The sequence below is a fragment of the Pseudomaricurvus albidus genome, assembly GCF_018863235.1.
Classification (GTDB): domain Bacteria; phylum Pseudomonadota; class Gammaproteobacteria; order Pseudomonadales; family Cellvibrionaceae; genus Pseudomaricurvus; species Pseudomaricurvus albidus.
Window position 1 is genome coordinate 477,342 of record NZ_JAHKRS010000001.1, and the last position, 14,185, is coordinate 491,526.

Genomic DNA, 14,185 nt, shown 5'->3' on the forward strand with positions numbered 1-14,185 from the left:
TATATAAAACGGTGGATTCAAGCGTCATACCTCAATTGATGTATACACGATCGAAAACTGCGAATCGCGGGGATCTTTGTGGGATGGTGGATCCGGGCTGCCTCACGTATGATTAACCACTATCACAAGGACTCCAGCAAAGGCACAGAATCAGACCCATGAGCTCACGCGGCACTCTTTATACCGTTTCCGCCCCATCCGGTGCGGGCAAGACCAGCCTGGTAAAGGCCCTGATCGACACTACCGACAATGTCATGGTGTCCGTCTCCCACACCACCCGCGCCATGCGTCCCGGTGAAGAAGACGGGGTGAACTATCACTTTGTGGATCGCGATGTGTTTACCCATATGGCGAAAGACAATGCCTTTCTGGAACACGCCGAGGTGTTCGGCAATCTGTACGGCACGTCTACCCAGTGGGTAAAAGACACCCTCGACAGCGGCACCGATGTGATTCTCGAAATCGACTGGCAGGGCGCCCAGCAGGTGCGACGCCTGATCCCCGAGACGGTGGGCGTCTTTATTCTGCCTCCTTCACGGGAAGAGTTGACCCGTCGCCTGACCGGTCGCGGGCAGGACGACAGCAGCATCATCGATGCCCGCATGCAGGAAGCCATCAGCGAGATGTCCCATTATGTAGAAGCCAGTTTCGTCATTATTAATGATGATTTTGACGTCGCACTGAAGGATTTTCAGGCTATTTTGCTGGCCACACGCCTGACCCTGGAAAATCAGCAGCAAAGACACGGGCCATTACTGACGTCGCTGCTGTCTTGAACACATTTGCTAAAGTCTTAATCACATTTGCTACAGTCTTAATCACCTAGACTATTGTCCTAACTGGTTGTTTTGCGTACACTGGCCGACCTTTCCGGACTCTGTCATTTTTACGCCATCGCGATCCGCAAGACCCGATGCGTGTCAGGCCGGACAAACAGGATTCACCCGCTCTGTATTATTCGCTCCGCACTGGGCGGAGCACTCGTTAAAAAGGCATACAAATGGCTCGTATTACTGTAGAAGATTGTCTCGATCATGTAGACAACCGCTTTGAATTGGTTTTAGTTAGCAGCAAACGTGCTCGTCAAATCGCTGTTGGCGGCAAAGACCCGTTTGTACCGGAAGAGAACGACAAGCCCACCGTTATCGCCCTGCGCGAAATCGAAGAAGGCTATATCGACGCCAGCATCCTGACTCAGAAAGAAGAGCAGGACGACTTTGAAGAGTTTGTCATCGACGACACCGCTCCTCAGATGTAATAAGATGGGGTACCGGGTGCCTGAGAACAGGCACCCCAACCTCAACCGATACAGGACCCCGATGCAAACACTTGAGTCCTTGGGCCACCGGCTCTCCTCCTATCTCGAACCGCATCAAATCAATCGCGTCAAGCGTGCGTATTTCTACGCAGAACAAGCCCACGAAGGCCAGCGCCGCCGCAGTGGCGAACCCTATGTGACCCACCCTCTGGAAGTTGCCACCATTCTGGCCGGCATGCACATGGACCATCAAAGCCTGATGGCCGCCATGCTCCACGACGTGATTGAAGACACCACCATCTCCAAAGACGCCCTCACCGAGCAGTTCGGCGAGCCCGTGGCAGAGCTGGTGGACGGTGTCAGTAAGCTGACCCAGTTTGAATTTGAAACCCAGGCACAGAAGCAGGCCGAGAACTTCCAGAAGATGGCGCTGGCGATGGCTAAAGACATCCGCGTGATTCTGGTGAAGCTGGCCGACCGGCTGCACAACATGCGCACCCTCGGCGCCCTCAAGCCCGAGAAGAAGCGCCGCATCGCCAAGGAAACCCTGGAGATCTATGCCCCCATCGCCCAGCGTCTGGGCATGAACAACATCCGTCTTGAGCTGGAAAACCGTGGCTTTGCCGCCATGTACCCACTCAGAAGTGAGCGGTTACAAACCGCCCTGAAGACAGCTCGCGGTAACCGCAAGGAGCTGGTCGAAAAAATCCAGAACGCCATCGAGCTGCGCCTGGAGCGCGAGCAGATCAACTCACTGGTGATCGGCCGTGAAAAGCACCTGTTCAGCATTTATCAGAAGATGCGCAACAAGAAGAAGTCGTTCAAAGAGATCATGGACGTCTATGCCTTCCGCATCATCGTCGACAGCGTCGACACCTGCTACCGGGTCCTGGGCGCCGTCCACAACCTGTACAAGCCGGTGATTACCGAATTCAAAGACTACATCGCCATTCCCAAAGCCAACGGTTACCAGTCTCTGCACACCGTGCTGGTGGGAATGCACGGCGTGCCCATTGAAGTGCAGATCCGCACCAAGGAAATGGACGAGATGGCCAATTCCGGCATCGCCGCCCACTGGCTGTACAAGTCCGACAGTGATGACGACATGCCCAGTGGTTCACACGCCCGAGCCCGCCAGTGGATTCAGGGCCTGCTGGAAATGCAGCAGCGCGCCGGCGACTCGCTGGAGTTCATCGAGAACGTTAAAATCGATCTGTTCCCGGACGAAGTCTACGTCTTTACCCCCAAGGGCAAGATTGTGGAGCTGCCTTCCGGCGCCACGCCGGTGGATTTCGCCTACGCGGTACACACCGACGTCGGCCATCGCTGTGTGGCCTGTCGCATCAACGACCGCCTGGCGCCGCTATCACAAACCCTGCAGAGCGGTCAGAAGATTCAGATCATTACCTCACCGGGGGCACAGCCCAATCCCAACTGGCTCAATTTTGTTACCTCCGGTCGGGCGCGAAGCGGCATTCGCCACTTCCTGAAAAACCAGCGTCATCACGAGTCCATTGAGCTGGGTCGACGCATGTTCAGCCGCGCACTGCTGGACGAAGGCATCGAGCTGAAGGACCTGACCGCAGAACAAACCCAGATACTGCTCAGCGCCACCAACGCGCCGTCTCTGGAAGCGCTGCTGGAAGATATCGGTCTGGGCAATCGCATTGCCCACGCGGTGGCCAAAATACTCGCCACCGACAAAACCACCAGCACCAGCAGCGGTAATATTTATTCACCGCTGATGATCGATTCCACCGACGGCCTGATGATCAGCTTTGCCCGTTGCTGCCGTCCAATTCCGGGCGATCCGATCATCGGTCACATCAGCGCCGGAAAAGGGCTGGTGGTACACCGCGATACCTGCCGCAACATTGCCGAGCTGCGCAACAACCCCGAGAAGATCAGTGCCGTTAACTGGGCGCCCACCGTAACCGGTGAGTTCCTCGCCGACATTCGCGTCGAAGTGCAATCCGAGCGGGGCATCATCGCCTCACTGGCCACCCGCATTGCCGAGCTCAAAGGCAACATCGAGCAGGTCAATGTGGACGAGCGGGACGCACACAACTCAGTGATTCGTTTCTGCCTCGGGGTCCACAACCGGGTGCATCTGGCGCACATCATGCGCCGCCTGAAACTGATCAGCGCGGTAATCAAGATCACCCGAAGTAAAAACTGATAAACAACACAAGCGCGGGAGAGGGGAGCGGACTTCCGCTTCTGCTCTCCCGTTATTTATTGCAAACAGCATAATTCCAAGAAGGATACTGACATGACCAACAAAGCAATCATCAGCACCGAAAACGCACCGGCCGCAATCGGCACCTATTCACAAGCGGTCAAAGTCAATAACACCGTGTACCTGTCCGGCCAGATTCCACTGGATCCGGAAACCATGGAACTGGTTGACGGCGGCTTCGAAGCCCAGGCTCACCAGATGTTTAAAAACCTCAGCGCCGTGTGCGAAGCCGCTGGCGGCTCACTGGCCGACATCGTCAAACTGGGTATCTTCCTGGAAGACCTGAGCAACTTCCCAACCGTGAACGAAGTGATGGCGCAATACTTTAACGAGCCTTACCCTGCCCGCGCAGCAGTAGGCGTTAAGCAATTGCCAAAAGGTGCCATGGTTGAAGCTGACGGGATTATGGTGATCTAATCTGTTGAGTGACATGGACGAACACCACACACACATCCACCGGATTTGGGATGAGCTGGCCGACTGGCCAGCTGCTCAAGCCGAGCAGGCGCTGAGATATTTGCTGGACAGTATCAGCCGGATAATAAATTCCGACCACTGTTACTGGTTATCCACGTATCGTATGTCTCAGTCAGAACATGACCCGTTACTCGGTTGGCGCCTGGGCCCTGTCTTTTATCCCTCAGAAATCGCACAGGACCAAAAGGTATATCGCGGCGCACAGAACGATGTGGATGAAGGGATTATTGATGAAAGCTCTTACAATCATGTGCGCCAGGCCGGTCGTTTTCGCGCAGTCTTTCTTCGGGACCATGTCTCCGAAAACTATTATTCCACCCCTCAATACCAACGCCATTACCGTTCCCGCGGCGTTGGCGATACCCTGTTTGTCGTCGCTCCGGTCAATAAAGACAGCGAAGTGTATTTCTGTTTTAACCGCTCGATGTCCAAACAACCTTTCAGTGAAAACGACCTGAAACTCGCCGAACATTGCCTGCGCAGCCTGAAGTGGTTTCACAAACAAACGCTGCTGCATCACGGTCTGGTCATCGCCGAAGCGCCGTTAACGCCAACAGAAAAACGCGTACTGCAACTTTTATTGACCGACCAGACCGAAAAGCAAATTGCTGAATCCCTCGGACAAAAAACCGACACGACGCATAAACATGTGGTTTCTATCTATCGGAAATTTAACGTCAACAGCCGAGCGGCGCTGATGGCGATTTGGTTGGGGCATACGCCGGATGGGGAGTAGAGGAGCGGGGTTACTGTTAGTTACCCCGCTCAAAGCGAGAACCATCGGCAAACATCCAGCCTGCGGGGAAGTCTTCTGCGAATACCGCGCTTTCAATTCGACCCGGTAGGGGATTAGGTTTAATTCGTTGTTTGATTAGCTCGGCAACGTCTTCTTTGTTGGCCCGGTAATCGACGCCCTCGACCTCTTCATAGTGGGTACCTCTGTTGCTCCACTTCCACATCACATGAGCGGCAAAAGCTAGTTGTTCTGGACTTGGACCTGGGTGCAACAGTAAACGTGCATTTTGATTTTCTGACAATACCTGCTGTTCTCTAGCAGACATTTCTGAAGTGCGGGTTAGTGTTAATGTTGACATAATTTGGTGCATCAGTTTTGTATAAGGGTCAGATGCAATGTTTGTTTCTTCACAATAAGAATTACCGCCCACATTGCTGCTTTTTGTAATAAAAAACTGACATTCTAGAAAATGTTGATCAGATAAAGCAATATACCAAGTAAACGGACTTGCCAAATCTCTTAAGGATTGCAATTCAAAATATAACCAAATTCTATTGTTGATCTGTTGCCACTGCCAATTTAATGGGCCTAAATAATGAGGCCAACAGGTATTGGTGAAATCCCACTCATCCTCATTATAACCATTATGGAAATCATTCAGACTGCCTAACTCCGCTTCCTTACGAACTTCACGGGCTAAAATTTCTGGATTAAACAGACTATCGCCCACAGCTAAATTCGGAATCTGTCTCACCGAAACTGAGAGTCGTAAGTCTCCCATATAACCATCCATCATGGGACGGCCATTCATTTGCCATGACGACGTAAACACCTGCCTGCGAAGTGCGTTTCCTTGATAATAGTCCTTAGTGGCTAGTAAATTTTTTAGATCACAGTATTTGTCCAGATCTTCAATATCGATTATGTCAGGATTACCTTCATCCGATGCCACAAGATTCGCATCACCCCTTGGAGAAGGGGCTTCAAAACTCAAAAAATTTCCTGACAAGTCCTTTTCCCTTAGGTACGCTTGAGAAAAAGAAGGCCCGACAGGATGTTTAAGTCCTTTCCACCAAAGTTTTGAGCTAAACAGAGTTTGAAGCATGACTTTCCTTATATAATTTTATTAATGCCTTTCTCTATGAGCTTTTCGGTGCTTTGAAGCTTTCCACTTCGATAGTCCTCATTGAGGGCTGGAATATTGTCAAGCACTGCAAGTAACGCCAATCCTAATCCACCCCAACCAGCAGAGGCAACCATACCTCCTGATATCAAAGCCCCGGCCTTGGTGTATAAAGTGTATCCAGCCGCGGTCGTTACCATACCCCACGTTGACTGCTTTGCAATCCTTTTTGCTTTATCATGCTTATTACCTTCGCGAATTGCAGTAAATGAGCAAACCAATTCAGCAGTGCCAAATTTTTGGGCGCCCGCCATGTAACCCATATTCATTTTACTGCCGTTATACCACTGATCTCCTGTAATATTTGTATTAATTTTTCTTCGAGTAGAATCGGCTTCGGTCAAACTAGATGTAGGATCACTCAAAAATACCGATTGTTTTTTTTCTAGATCTATTGGCTTGCCTTTATCACCCTCGCTTAGAATTTTCATTGCTTCGGTTAAGACAACAGAGCCTCCTCGATGGCTCGTCCACTCAACATACAAACCTTTTTTATGTGCATCTAACATATAAGCAGATAGAATTTTAGCCGCTTCTACATCATTCTTACTTTTACGAAATTTGCTCATCTGAGCCAATGACTGCCAGCCAGCTTTCAAAATATTACCCGACTGAGGGACATAGAATAGCTGATACCCTGTGGTACTCAGTTTATTTAACTCACATTCTTTACCTCGGGCTATATGCGACGGTAGCATCTTTGCAGCATGCTGAAGCCCCTCGCAATATCCATTTACACCTATTTTAATGCGACTAGACTCATCATTACCGGTAACGGAAACAGGCTGCAAGGAAGGCTGCCAATCTCTTGCTATCCACTTACCCTGATCATCTTGGTTTACGGACCACAACCCAGCCCTTTTAGTATTTTCAACTTTCTTCTCCACCAACCGAATATCCACAATCACAATATCCGTCTGACTGGTGGGCGTACCAATCATATACTCAATTTCAAAGCCCGAATGAACTACGCAATAGCGGTTGGAAGATCCATTTTTAAGAAACGTATTCGCGGGAAGAGTACCTGCACGAAGACCATTAACAGCATTAACGACTGCAGAGGCGTGATAGCTTTTATGGTCACCTGAATTAGCTTGGCCTTTTAGGCCATTCAGAGTTTGCTGTAGCTTGTCATTAGCGTAGAGCGAGCGGCCACTTCCAGCTTTGCCGTAGGGTTTGGCTTTGTGGAGCTCATTGAGTGAAACAGAGGAAGAAATACCAAGCATGCGGACTCCTTTTCCTTGGAGATATGACTATTTGACGTACGCGTCTATACACGTTCCTGTTGTAAGGCGGAATGGTAGCTTGGATTATGCGATGTGTTCAACAAGATTAAAGCCTACTGACACGGTTGTCCGTGTTGATGAGATTTCTTTCTCACTCGCACTGAAAAACCCATACAAAAGGCTGAAGTTTTAGTGCTTATCTAAGACTTAAATCAATAACTCGAATTCGGCGTATCATCCGGATAGATATCACCGTGGACTTCTTCCGGGTCGACGTCGTTGATCAGCAGGATTTCTCTGACCGTTTCGATATGATCCAGCACTGTTTGATAACGGTCGCCGTATTCGTATTGAGTGACTTCGATGGCTTTGGGCATGTAGGTGAATGCAATTTTCAGCGCCTGAAGTGCATCGGCATTGATTTTATCGCTCATAGAAACCTCACTGTCGTGATTGGGCTCCCGGAGGAATTTCTCAGGAGCCGGTCAACAGCCGCGGGCTGTTAAGCAATCACATTACCGGCAAAGCCTTCAAAGTGATAGGGGCAGGGCTTGATGTAAGTTCTGGCTTTTTCTTTGATGGGATTGACGTACTTTATGCCAGTAGACACTCCGCAAAGATACCTCAGGCAGAAGCGGCATCCTTCTGTTCAACCACGCTTTGTATCGGAAACATGCAGGTAAAGGTACTGCCTTTACCCAGTTTGCTCTGGATATCCAGTTTGGCACCGTGGCGAATCAGTACGTGTTTTACAATCGCCAACCCCAAACCGGTACCACCGGTTTGTGCATGACGACTGCTGTCCACCCGATAGAAGCGCTCGGTCAAACGGGGCAGGTGAACGCTGTCGATGCCTTCGCCTTCATCGCTCACCGCCAGGTTGAGGCCCAGGCTGTTGCTTTCGACGTCGATGGAAATTTGCTTGCCATCCGGCGAGTATTTGACGGCGTTAAAGACCAGATTGGAAAAGGCGCTGTGCAGTTCCTGCTCATTGCCCAGCAGCGCCAGGTGGTCAGGGCAGTTCAGTGTGATCACATGTTGGTGGTCGCCGGACAGTGCTTCTGCATCACTGCGGATACGCTGCAACAGCGGTTTGAGCACAACCGGTTTGTGGGCGCTTTGGCGATCATCGGTTTCCAGCTTGGACAGCGCCAACAGGTCGTTGATCAGGCTGGTCATGCGCACGCCTTGTTGCTCCATCTGCTGCAACGCACGCTGCCAGGGCGCGGGAAGGTCGGGCGACATGGCGAGCGTTTCCACATAACCGCGTATCACCGTCAACGGTGTGCGCAATTCGTGGGATACGTTGCCGACGAAATCTTTGCGCATCTGTTCAAGCTTATGCAGACGGGTCACGTCTCTTACCAACACCAGACACTCTCCCTGGCCGAAGCGGGTTATCTGATATTGCAGACGCACATCACCGGTGTGCGGGGAGGGCAAATCCAGCGGCTCTTTGAAATCGCCCTTGTCCATGTATTGGATAAACAGGGGATGGCGGATGTAATTGAAAATCGGGTTGCCCTGATCCTGATGCCGAAGGTGCAGCAGATGACCGGCGGCGCTGTTGTACCACTCAATATTGCCCTGGGTATCCAGCAGCAGAATCCCATCGCGCAATGCCGAGGTGATTTCCTGCCCGCGCTTGACCACGGCTTGCAGACGTTTCTTTTCCCGTCGCTGACGCTTTTGCAGGCGCACGATATTATCGAAGATATCACCCCAGATACCACTGGCATCCGGGGGCTGAAAACGGCGGGAATTCTGCAGCCAGACATCCAGACGGTGTATTTGCCAGAGCATCCAGGCCATGTAGAGTGCGCCACCGGCAATAAGGGTCCAGGTCAGGTAACCATTCATTAACCCGAAAACCACACACAGCAGCGTGCAAACGATGATCCGCCTGATCTCAGCGGAAAAACCCCTGTTCAATGTTGATTCCTGTCGTGTAATTGTCGATTGCGTTGTAGAAGACTACGACGATTGAGCCTGCAGCTGTCGACGTAAGTGTAGAGTGCGCAGCAGTAAGAAGCCTGATTTTTCATCAGCCAAACCGCGCTGAAAGAAAAACAGCTATCGGGAACGGAAAGCCATCTGCGACACGCATGTTAACAGTGTATCAACGTGTTCAGCAGTTTGTTTAACACATCCATGCTTTACAGGTCGTCTGTGAGGGCTTCATCAACCGCTTTATCGATCTCTTTGGCCGCGTCACGGGTCGCGTGTCCGATATCACGGGTAACGTCGCGAGTGGTATGGCCGATCTCTCTGCCAATTTTCTTGGCACTGGTACAACCTGCCGTCACCGCAACCGTCGTCAGAATCAATGCCGTGATGGTGAGTGTGCGTTTCATAAAGCCCTCTGCTCTGAAGCTCTCATGCTGGAAGAGCACACTTTATTCAAGTGACACCGAAAGTCCAGTCACGTTGATAACTGTGCCTTCAATATCAGGCACAGTCATCAGCTTTGATCCGACGCCTTACCCACTGGCGCTTCACACTTTAACAGTGACGGCCCTTCAGAGTTCTTTGGCAGAAGCGACTTTCAAGGAGAAGCGATATCCGGCACCGCGCACCGTCTGTACAAAGCGGTCATGATCTTCCAGTTGCAGCGCCTTGCGCAGGCGTCGAATATGGACGTCCACCGTACGCTCTTCCACGTAGACATTGCCGCCCCAGACGTGATCGAGCAGCTGGCTGCGGGTGTAGACGCGCTCCTGGTGGGTCAGGAAGAACTCCAGCAAGCGGTACTCGGTAGGGCCCATCTGCACGGGAGTGTCGTTGATAGTGACACGGTGGCTTACCGGATCGAGAGTCAGACCATCCACGGTGATCGGGCCACTGTCTGCCAGGGTATCGGTACGACGCAGTACGGCTTTCAGTCGCGCAACCAGCTCGCGAGGGGAGAAGGGCTTGGTGATATAGTCATCGGCACCCACTTCCAGCCCCTGCACCTTGTTATCCTCTTCGCCCTTGGCGGTGAGCATGATAATAGGAACCTGAGCGGTGACCTCATCCCGCTTCAGACGACGGGCCAGCTCGATACCACTGGTACCGGGTAACATCCAATCCAGCAGCACCAGATCGGGCTTGCGATCCACGATCAGGCTGTGGGCCTGTTGTGCATCTTCCGCCTCCATACAGTGATAATCCGCCATCTCCAACGCAATGCGGAGCATGTCTCGAATGGAGGATTCATCATCGACGATCAATATAGTTTTCTGGGGCATCATCTCTGCCTATGCTGTTTTCTGATACCAGCATTAAATAGTGTTTTTGTGAATCTTTTGTGACAGCTACGGCTTTAAATATAGCTGTCACATTGTTCCACGCCAGGTTTCTCAGTGTTTACGTGAGTCTGTCACACTATCTGGTTGAATCAGGCACGGCTATCGAAGTAAGTAGTCACCAACAATTCCGGCAAACACCGCAAATCCAGCCCAGTTATTGTTGAGAAATGCTTTGAAACATTGATCCCGGTCGCGATGGCGGATCAGGAACTGCTGATACACAAACAGGCCTGCAGCCACCGCCAGCCCGAGATAATAGACACTACCCAGCTCGAATCGCTGTCCCACGATCATCAACGTGACAATCACCAGCACCTGAAGGCTGCCGGTGATTACCCGATCCTGTTCGCCAAACAACACCGCGGTGGATTTCACCCCGATCAGCAGGTCATCATCACGATCCACCATGGCGTAAAAGGTGTCGTAAACCACCGTCCAGATCACGGCAGCGGTGTAAATCAGCCAGGATTCCGGTGGTACTTCACCGGTCTGGGCGGCGAAGCCCATGGGAATACTCCAGGCAAAGGCGGCGCCCAGCACCACCTGCGGCAGGTGGGTATAACGCTTCATAAACGGATAACAACCGGCCAGAGCCACCGCACCCAGTGACAGCAGGATCGTCAGCTTGTTGGTAAACAGCACCAGAATAAAAGACAAAAGACACAGCAGTACACACACCGCCAGCGCTTCCCTGGGCTGGATTTTACCGCTGGCCAGAGGCCGCTCACGGGTGCGCTTCACATGGCCATCCACCTTGCGGTCGGCAAAATCGTTGATGGCGCAACCGGCAGCGCGCATGGAGATCACCCCCAGAACGAAAATCAGCAACACATCGAGATCCGGCAAACCATCAGCGGCCAGCCACAATCCCCACAAGGTAGGCCACAGCAACAATAACCAGCCAATGGGACGATTCATGCGCGTCAATTGCCAGTAATAGGGCAGATGATCACGCACCAGCAAGCCGGACAAGGGGCCGGCAGTCGAAGAGGTTCTGGTCTTTGAAACGGGTGCTTTTGAAGCTTTTGACTTTGAAACCCGGGCCTTGGCGGTCGTCGCAGAGGCTTTGGCCGCCGCGGGGGACTTGCCGGTTTTGGCCGCAGCGGAAGTTTTTGCTTGCTGGGGCGGACGGTTTGGCTTCTTGGATTTTCTTTTCTTCGGTGGAGTCATGTCATCACTTTCTAGGAATAAGTACCACATTCAAATCAGTATGGCCCGAACGACATAAAGCTCTGGTCACTGCGCAGGCAAAGTCTGGGTGACGGACGTTCAGTAGCGGCTGAAATCTCAGCCGGCAGTGTAACGGCTAGACGGTATTGAGGGTACCGTCAGAGGTCGCCATCAAAGGCTTTCGACAAAAGCCGGCAGGAAGACTTCTCCCACCAGAATGGGCTTGTCGTGCACATAAAACACCGAGCGTCGCCCCCAGAGTGGCTGATTCGGCGTAAAAATCCCTGGCAAACGGGTATCACCCGTACCGTAGCAACTGATTTCCAGTGGATCCCGCTGCAGTGAGGGTTGCTTAAACAGCCAGCCACCGAGCGGACGATTGTCCAGTGTTCGCAAACGACGCAGGGACCCCCTCAGCGAACTCTCCGGCAGCAGGCTTCTGGCCCACACCCAGGGCTGGTTATGGCCTTTGAGAATCACTTCGCGAATCAGCACCGGTGCGTGGGGGGCGATCCCCAGAGCCACAGCCTCCATGGGCTCGGCACGGCCCCAGTGTTGAGTCAGCAGCTGTACGGAAAACGCACCGTGACTGTGGGCCTTGAGACGCGCGGTGAGAGATCCCGGGTGCTGCAGCCAATCAAGCAGAGCAGTGTGTCGCCCGCCTTTTAGACCGTACATCAGGGGAGAGGCGGGATGCCAGCTCCTGCAGAAGGAGTATCGGGCGTCATTTTTAACGGAAGTCGGTAGCATAAATCATCAAATTGTTCGGAATTACAGCAGCCGGGGACAAGAAGTGCTTTACCACCGCCAAGCCAATTGGTTTAATGCGGAGCGATAATAACAAAAACTGCGTTTTTATAAGGAATTTCCTATGCACAAGAGTGACTTAGTCGAGTCGGTCGCCAATATTGCCGACCTGCCGAAGGACAAAGCAAATGATGTGGTTTCTGCCATCTTTGAAGAGATTACCAACGCCCTGAGCCGCGATGACAGCGTCAATCTGGTGGGTTTTGGTTCCTTCACTCAGCGCCACCGCGCTGCCCGCACCGGCCGCAGTCCCAAAACCGGTGAGACCATCCAGATTCCCGCCAGCACTTCCGTAGGCTTCAAGCCCGGCAAAGCGCTGAAGGACGCCGTCAACTGAGTCAGTGATGGCTAACCCATCAGAACGCCGATAGCGCAGCCCCGGTTGAGCCCCGTCCCTCAACCTGTTGATCGGCCAGCAGATGCGGTCAAAACCCGAAAAAACGAAAGCCCAGGCTTTCGTTTTTTTATGTAAGGAAACCCGTTTGTACAGCAAACGCCAGGAGGAAAACACCCTATGAGCCTGACTACCCGGATTCTTATCGCCATGACCGCCGGCCTGGCAGTGGGCATATTGACCAACCTGCTCGGCAACAGCGGTTGGCTCAGTCCCACCCTTCAGGGCTGGATCAGCGACGGGTTCGTCAACGGCCTGCTGGATGCGGTTGGCCAGATGTTTGTCGCCTCCCTTAAATTACTGGTAGTCCCCCTGGTGTTTATCTCACTGGTGTGTGGTGCCAGCGGTCTCGGGGAGAGTTCCCGTGTGGGTGCCATGGCCGGCAAAACCCTGGCGCTCTACCTGTTAACCACCGCCATTGCCATCAGTCTGGCGCTGTTGCTGGGCAACATGATCCGCCCCGGTGATGGTATCGGACTGGAAACCTCCCTGTCGTTTGCGGCCCAGACGCCTCCCTCCCTGAAAGAGGTACTGGTGAATATTGTCCCCAGCAACCCGGTGCAGGCCATGGCCGATGGCAACATGCTGCAGGTCATTGTCTTCGCTCTGTTGATGGGGATTGCCATTGCCCGCTGTGGTGACACCGGCCAGAAAGTGCGCGAGTGGTTCGTCAATCTGGACGAAGTGGTGATGAAAATGGTCGGCATCCTGATGGAACTGGCACCTTACGGGGTGTTCTGCCTGCTGGCCAAACTGTTCGCCGAACTGGGCGCCAGCGCCATCATCGAACTGGGGCTCTATTTCTCCACCGTGGTACTGGCCTTGCTGCTGCATTGCTTTGGCGTCTATGGCCTGATACTCAAACTGCTGACACGCATCAATCCGCTGGCCTTCTTTAAGCACCTGCGCCCGGTGATGATGTTTGCCTTTTCGACCTCTTCCAGCAATGCGACCTTGCCAATAACACTCCGCACAGCAGAGGAGAAGCTGGGCGTGGACAACCGTGTCGCCTCCTTCACCATCCCTCTGGGCGCCACCATCAACATGGACGGCACCGCGATCATGCAGGGTGTCGCCACCGCGTTTATTGCCCAGGCCTACCAGATTGATATCGGCTTTACCGGTTATCTGACCGTGGTTCTGACCGCCACACTGGCCTCCATTGGCACCGCCGGTGTACCCGGTGTGGGTCTCATTACTCTGGCGATGGTGCTGCAACAGGTGGGACTGCCGGTAGAAGGTATTGCCCTGATCATCGGTGTCGACCGGCTGCTGGACATGATCCGCACCGCGGTGAACGTCACCGGCGACTCCATGGTGACCCTGACAGTGGCCAAGAGTGAGGATGCCTGGGATCAGCAAGTGTTTGAGAACAGCGGCAAGTCTTGAGCTAAGCTCTAAACCA

Annotated in this window: 15 protein-coding genes; 7 read left to right on the plus strand and 8 right to left on the minus strand. The window is 52.8% G+C overall.

Annotated features, from left to right (window positions below; all coding sequences use genetic code 11):
* The first annotated feature begins 158 nt into the window (after positions 1-158).
* The 5 genes from gmk to KOI40_RS02160 all read left to right on the plus strand — a co-directional run bounded on the left by gmk (position 159) and on the right by KOI40_RS02160 (position 4,710).
* Positions 159-776 (plus strand): guanylate kinase, encoded by a 618-nt coding sequence (gene gmk / locus KOI40_RS02140; RefSeq protein WP_216095789.1) that lies wholly within the window; start codon positions 159-161, stop codon positions 774-776.
* Between the two features lie 224 nt (positions 777-1,000).
* A complete protein-coding gene (gene rpoZ / locus KOI40_RS02145; RefSeq protein WP_216095790.1) occupies positions 1,001-1,258 on the plus strand; it encodes a DNA-directed RNA polymerase subunit omega in 258 nt (85 codons plus the stop codon).
* A 61-nt stretch (positions 1,259-1,319) separates the two neighbouring features.
* The gene (gene spoT / locus KOI40_RS02150) at positions 1,320-3,437 is read left to right on the plus strand and encodes a bifunctional GTP diphosphokinase/guanosine-3',5'-bis pyrophosphate 3'-pyrophosphohydrolase (RefSeq protein ID WP_216095791.1); all 2,118 of its coding nucleotides are present in this window, start codon (positions 1,320-1,322) and stop codon (positions 3,435-3,437) included.
* Positions 3,438-3,530: 93 nt separating this feature from the next.
* Entirely contained in the window at positions 3,531-3,914 is a 384-nt protein-coding gene (locus KOI40_RS02155) for a RidA family protein (RefSeq protein ID WP_216095792.1), read from the plus strand.
* A 13-nt stretch (positions 3,915-3,927) separates the two neighbouring features.
* Positions 3,928-4,710, plus strand: coding sequence for a response regulator transcription factor (locus KOI40_RS02160; RefSeq protein WP_233709968.1), 783 nt, complete (start codon positions 3,928-3,930; stop codon positions 4,708-4,710).
* A gap of 16 nt (positions 4,711-4,726) precedes the next feature.
* On the opposite strand, the gene KOI40_RS02165 is transcribed toward KOI40_RS02160, so the two are convergent.
* From KOI40_RS02165 to KOI40_RS02200, 8 genes are all read right to left on the minus strand, one after another.
* Positions 4,727-5,815 (minus strand): hypothetical protein, encoded by a 1,089-nt coding sequence (locus tag KOI40_RS02165; protein WP_216095794.1) that lies wholly within the window; start codon positions 5,813-5,815, stop codon positions 4,727-4,729.
* A gap of 8 nt (positions 5,816-5,823) precedes the next feature.
* The gene (locus tag KOI40_RS02170) at positions 5,824-7,119 is read right to left on the minus strand and encodes a hypothetical protein (RefSeq protein WP_216095795.1); all 1,296 of its coding nucleotides are present in this window, start codon (positions 7,117-7,119) and stop codon (positions 5,824-5,826) included.
* Positions 7,120-7,331: 212 nt separating this feature from the next.
* On the minus strand, positions 7,332-7,553 hold the full coding sequence (locus tag KOI40_RS02175) for a penicillin-binding protein (protein ID WP_216095796.1): 222 nt from the start codon (positions 7,551-7,553) through the stop codon (positions 7,332-7,334).
* Between the two features lie 190 nt (positions 7,554-7,743).
* Complete coding sequence (gene phoR, locus KOI40_RS02180; protein ID WP_255568200.1) at positions 7,744-9,051, minus strand: phosphate regulon sensor histidine kinase PhoR; 1,308 nt, start codon at positions 9,049-9,051, stop codon at positions 7,744-7,746.
* Between the two features lie 224 nt (positions 9,052-9,275).
* Positions 9,276-9,473 (minus strand): hypothetical protein, encoded by a 198-nt coding sequence (locus KOI40_RS02185; protein ID WP_216095798.1) that lies wholly within the window; start codon positions 9,471-9,473, stop codon positions 9,276-9,278.
* A 165-nt stretch (positions 9,474-9,638) separates the two neighbouring features.
* Positions 9,639-10,349, minus strand: a complete 711-nt coding sequence (gene phoB / locus KOI40_RS02190) for a phosphate regulon transcriptional regulator PhoB (protein WP_216095799.1) — start codon at positions 10,347-10,349, stop codon at positions 9,639-9,641.
* Positions 10,350-10,508: 159 nt separating this feature from the next.
* Positions 10,509-11,579 carry a 4-hydroxybenzoate octaprenyltransferase gene (gene ubiA, locus KOI40_RS02195; RefSeq protein ID WP_216095800.1) on the minus strand — a complete coding sequence of 357 codons (1,071 nt, stop codon included), beginning with the start codon at positions 11,577-11,579 and terminating at the stop codon, positions 10,509-10,511.
* A 171-nt stretch (positions 11,580-11,750) separates the two neighbouring features.
* Positions 11,751-12,257, minus strand: a complete 507-nt coding sequence (locus KOI40_RS02200) for a chorismate--pyruvate lyase family protein (protein ID WP_216095801.1) — start codon at positions 12,255-12,257, stop codon at positions 11,751-11,753.
* 193 nt (positions 12,258-12,450) lie between these two features.
* Here KOI40_RS02200 and KOI40_RS02205 point away from each other — a divergent pair, with 193 nt between their 5' ends.
* Both KOI40_RS02205 and KOI40_RS02210 read left to right on the plus strand, forming a co-directional pair.
* The gene (locus KOI40_RS02205; protein ID WP_216095802.1) at positions 12,451-12,723 is read left to right on the plus strand and encodes an HU family DNA-binding protein; all 273 of its coding nucleotides are present in this window, start codon (positions 12,451-12,453) and stop codon (positions 12,721-12,723) included.
* A 177-nt stretch (positions 12,724-12,900) separates the two neighbouring features.
* Positions 12,901-14,169: a dicarboxylate/amino acid:cation symporter gene (locus KOI40_RS02210; protein WP_216095803.1), complete on the plus strand. Its 1,269-nt coding sequence runs from the start codon at positions 12,901-12,903 to the stop codon at positions 14,167-14,169.
* Positions 14,170-14,185: the final 16 nt, after the last annotated feature.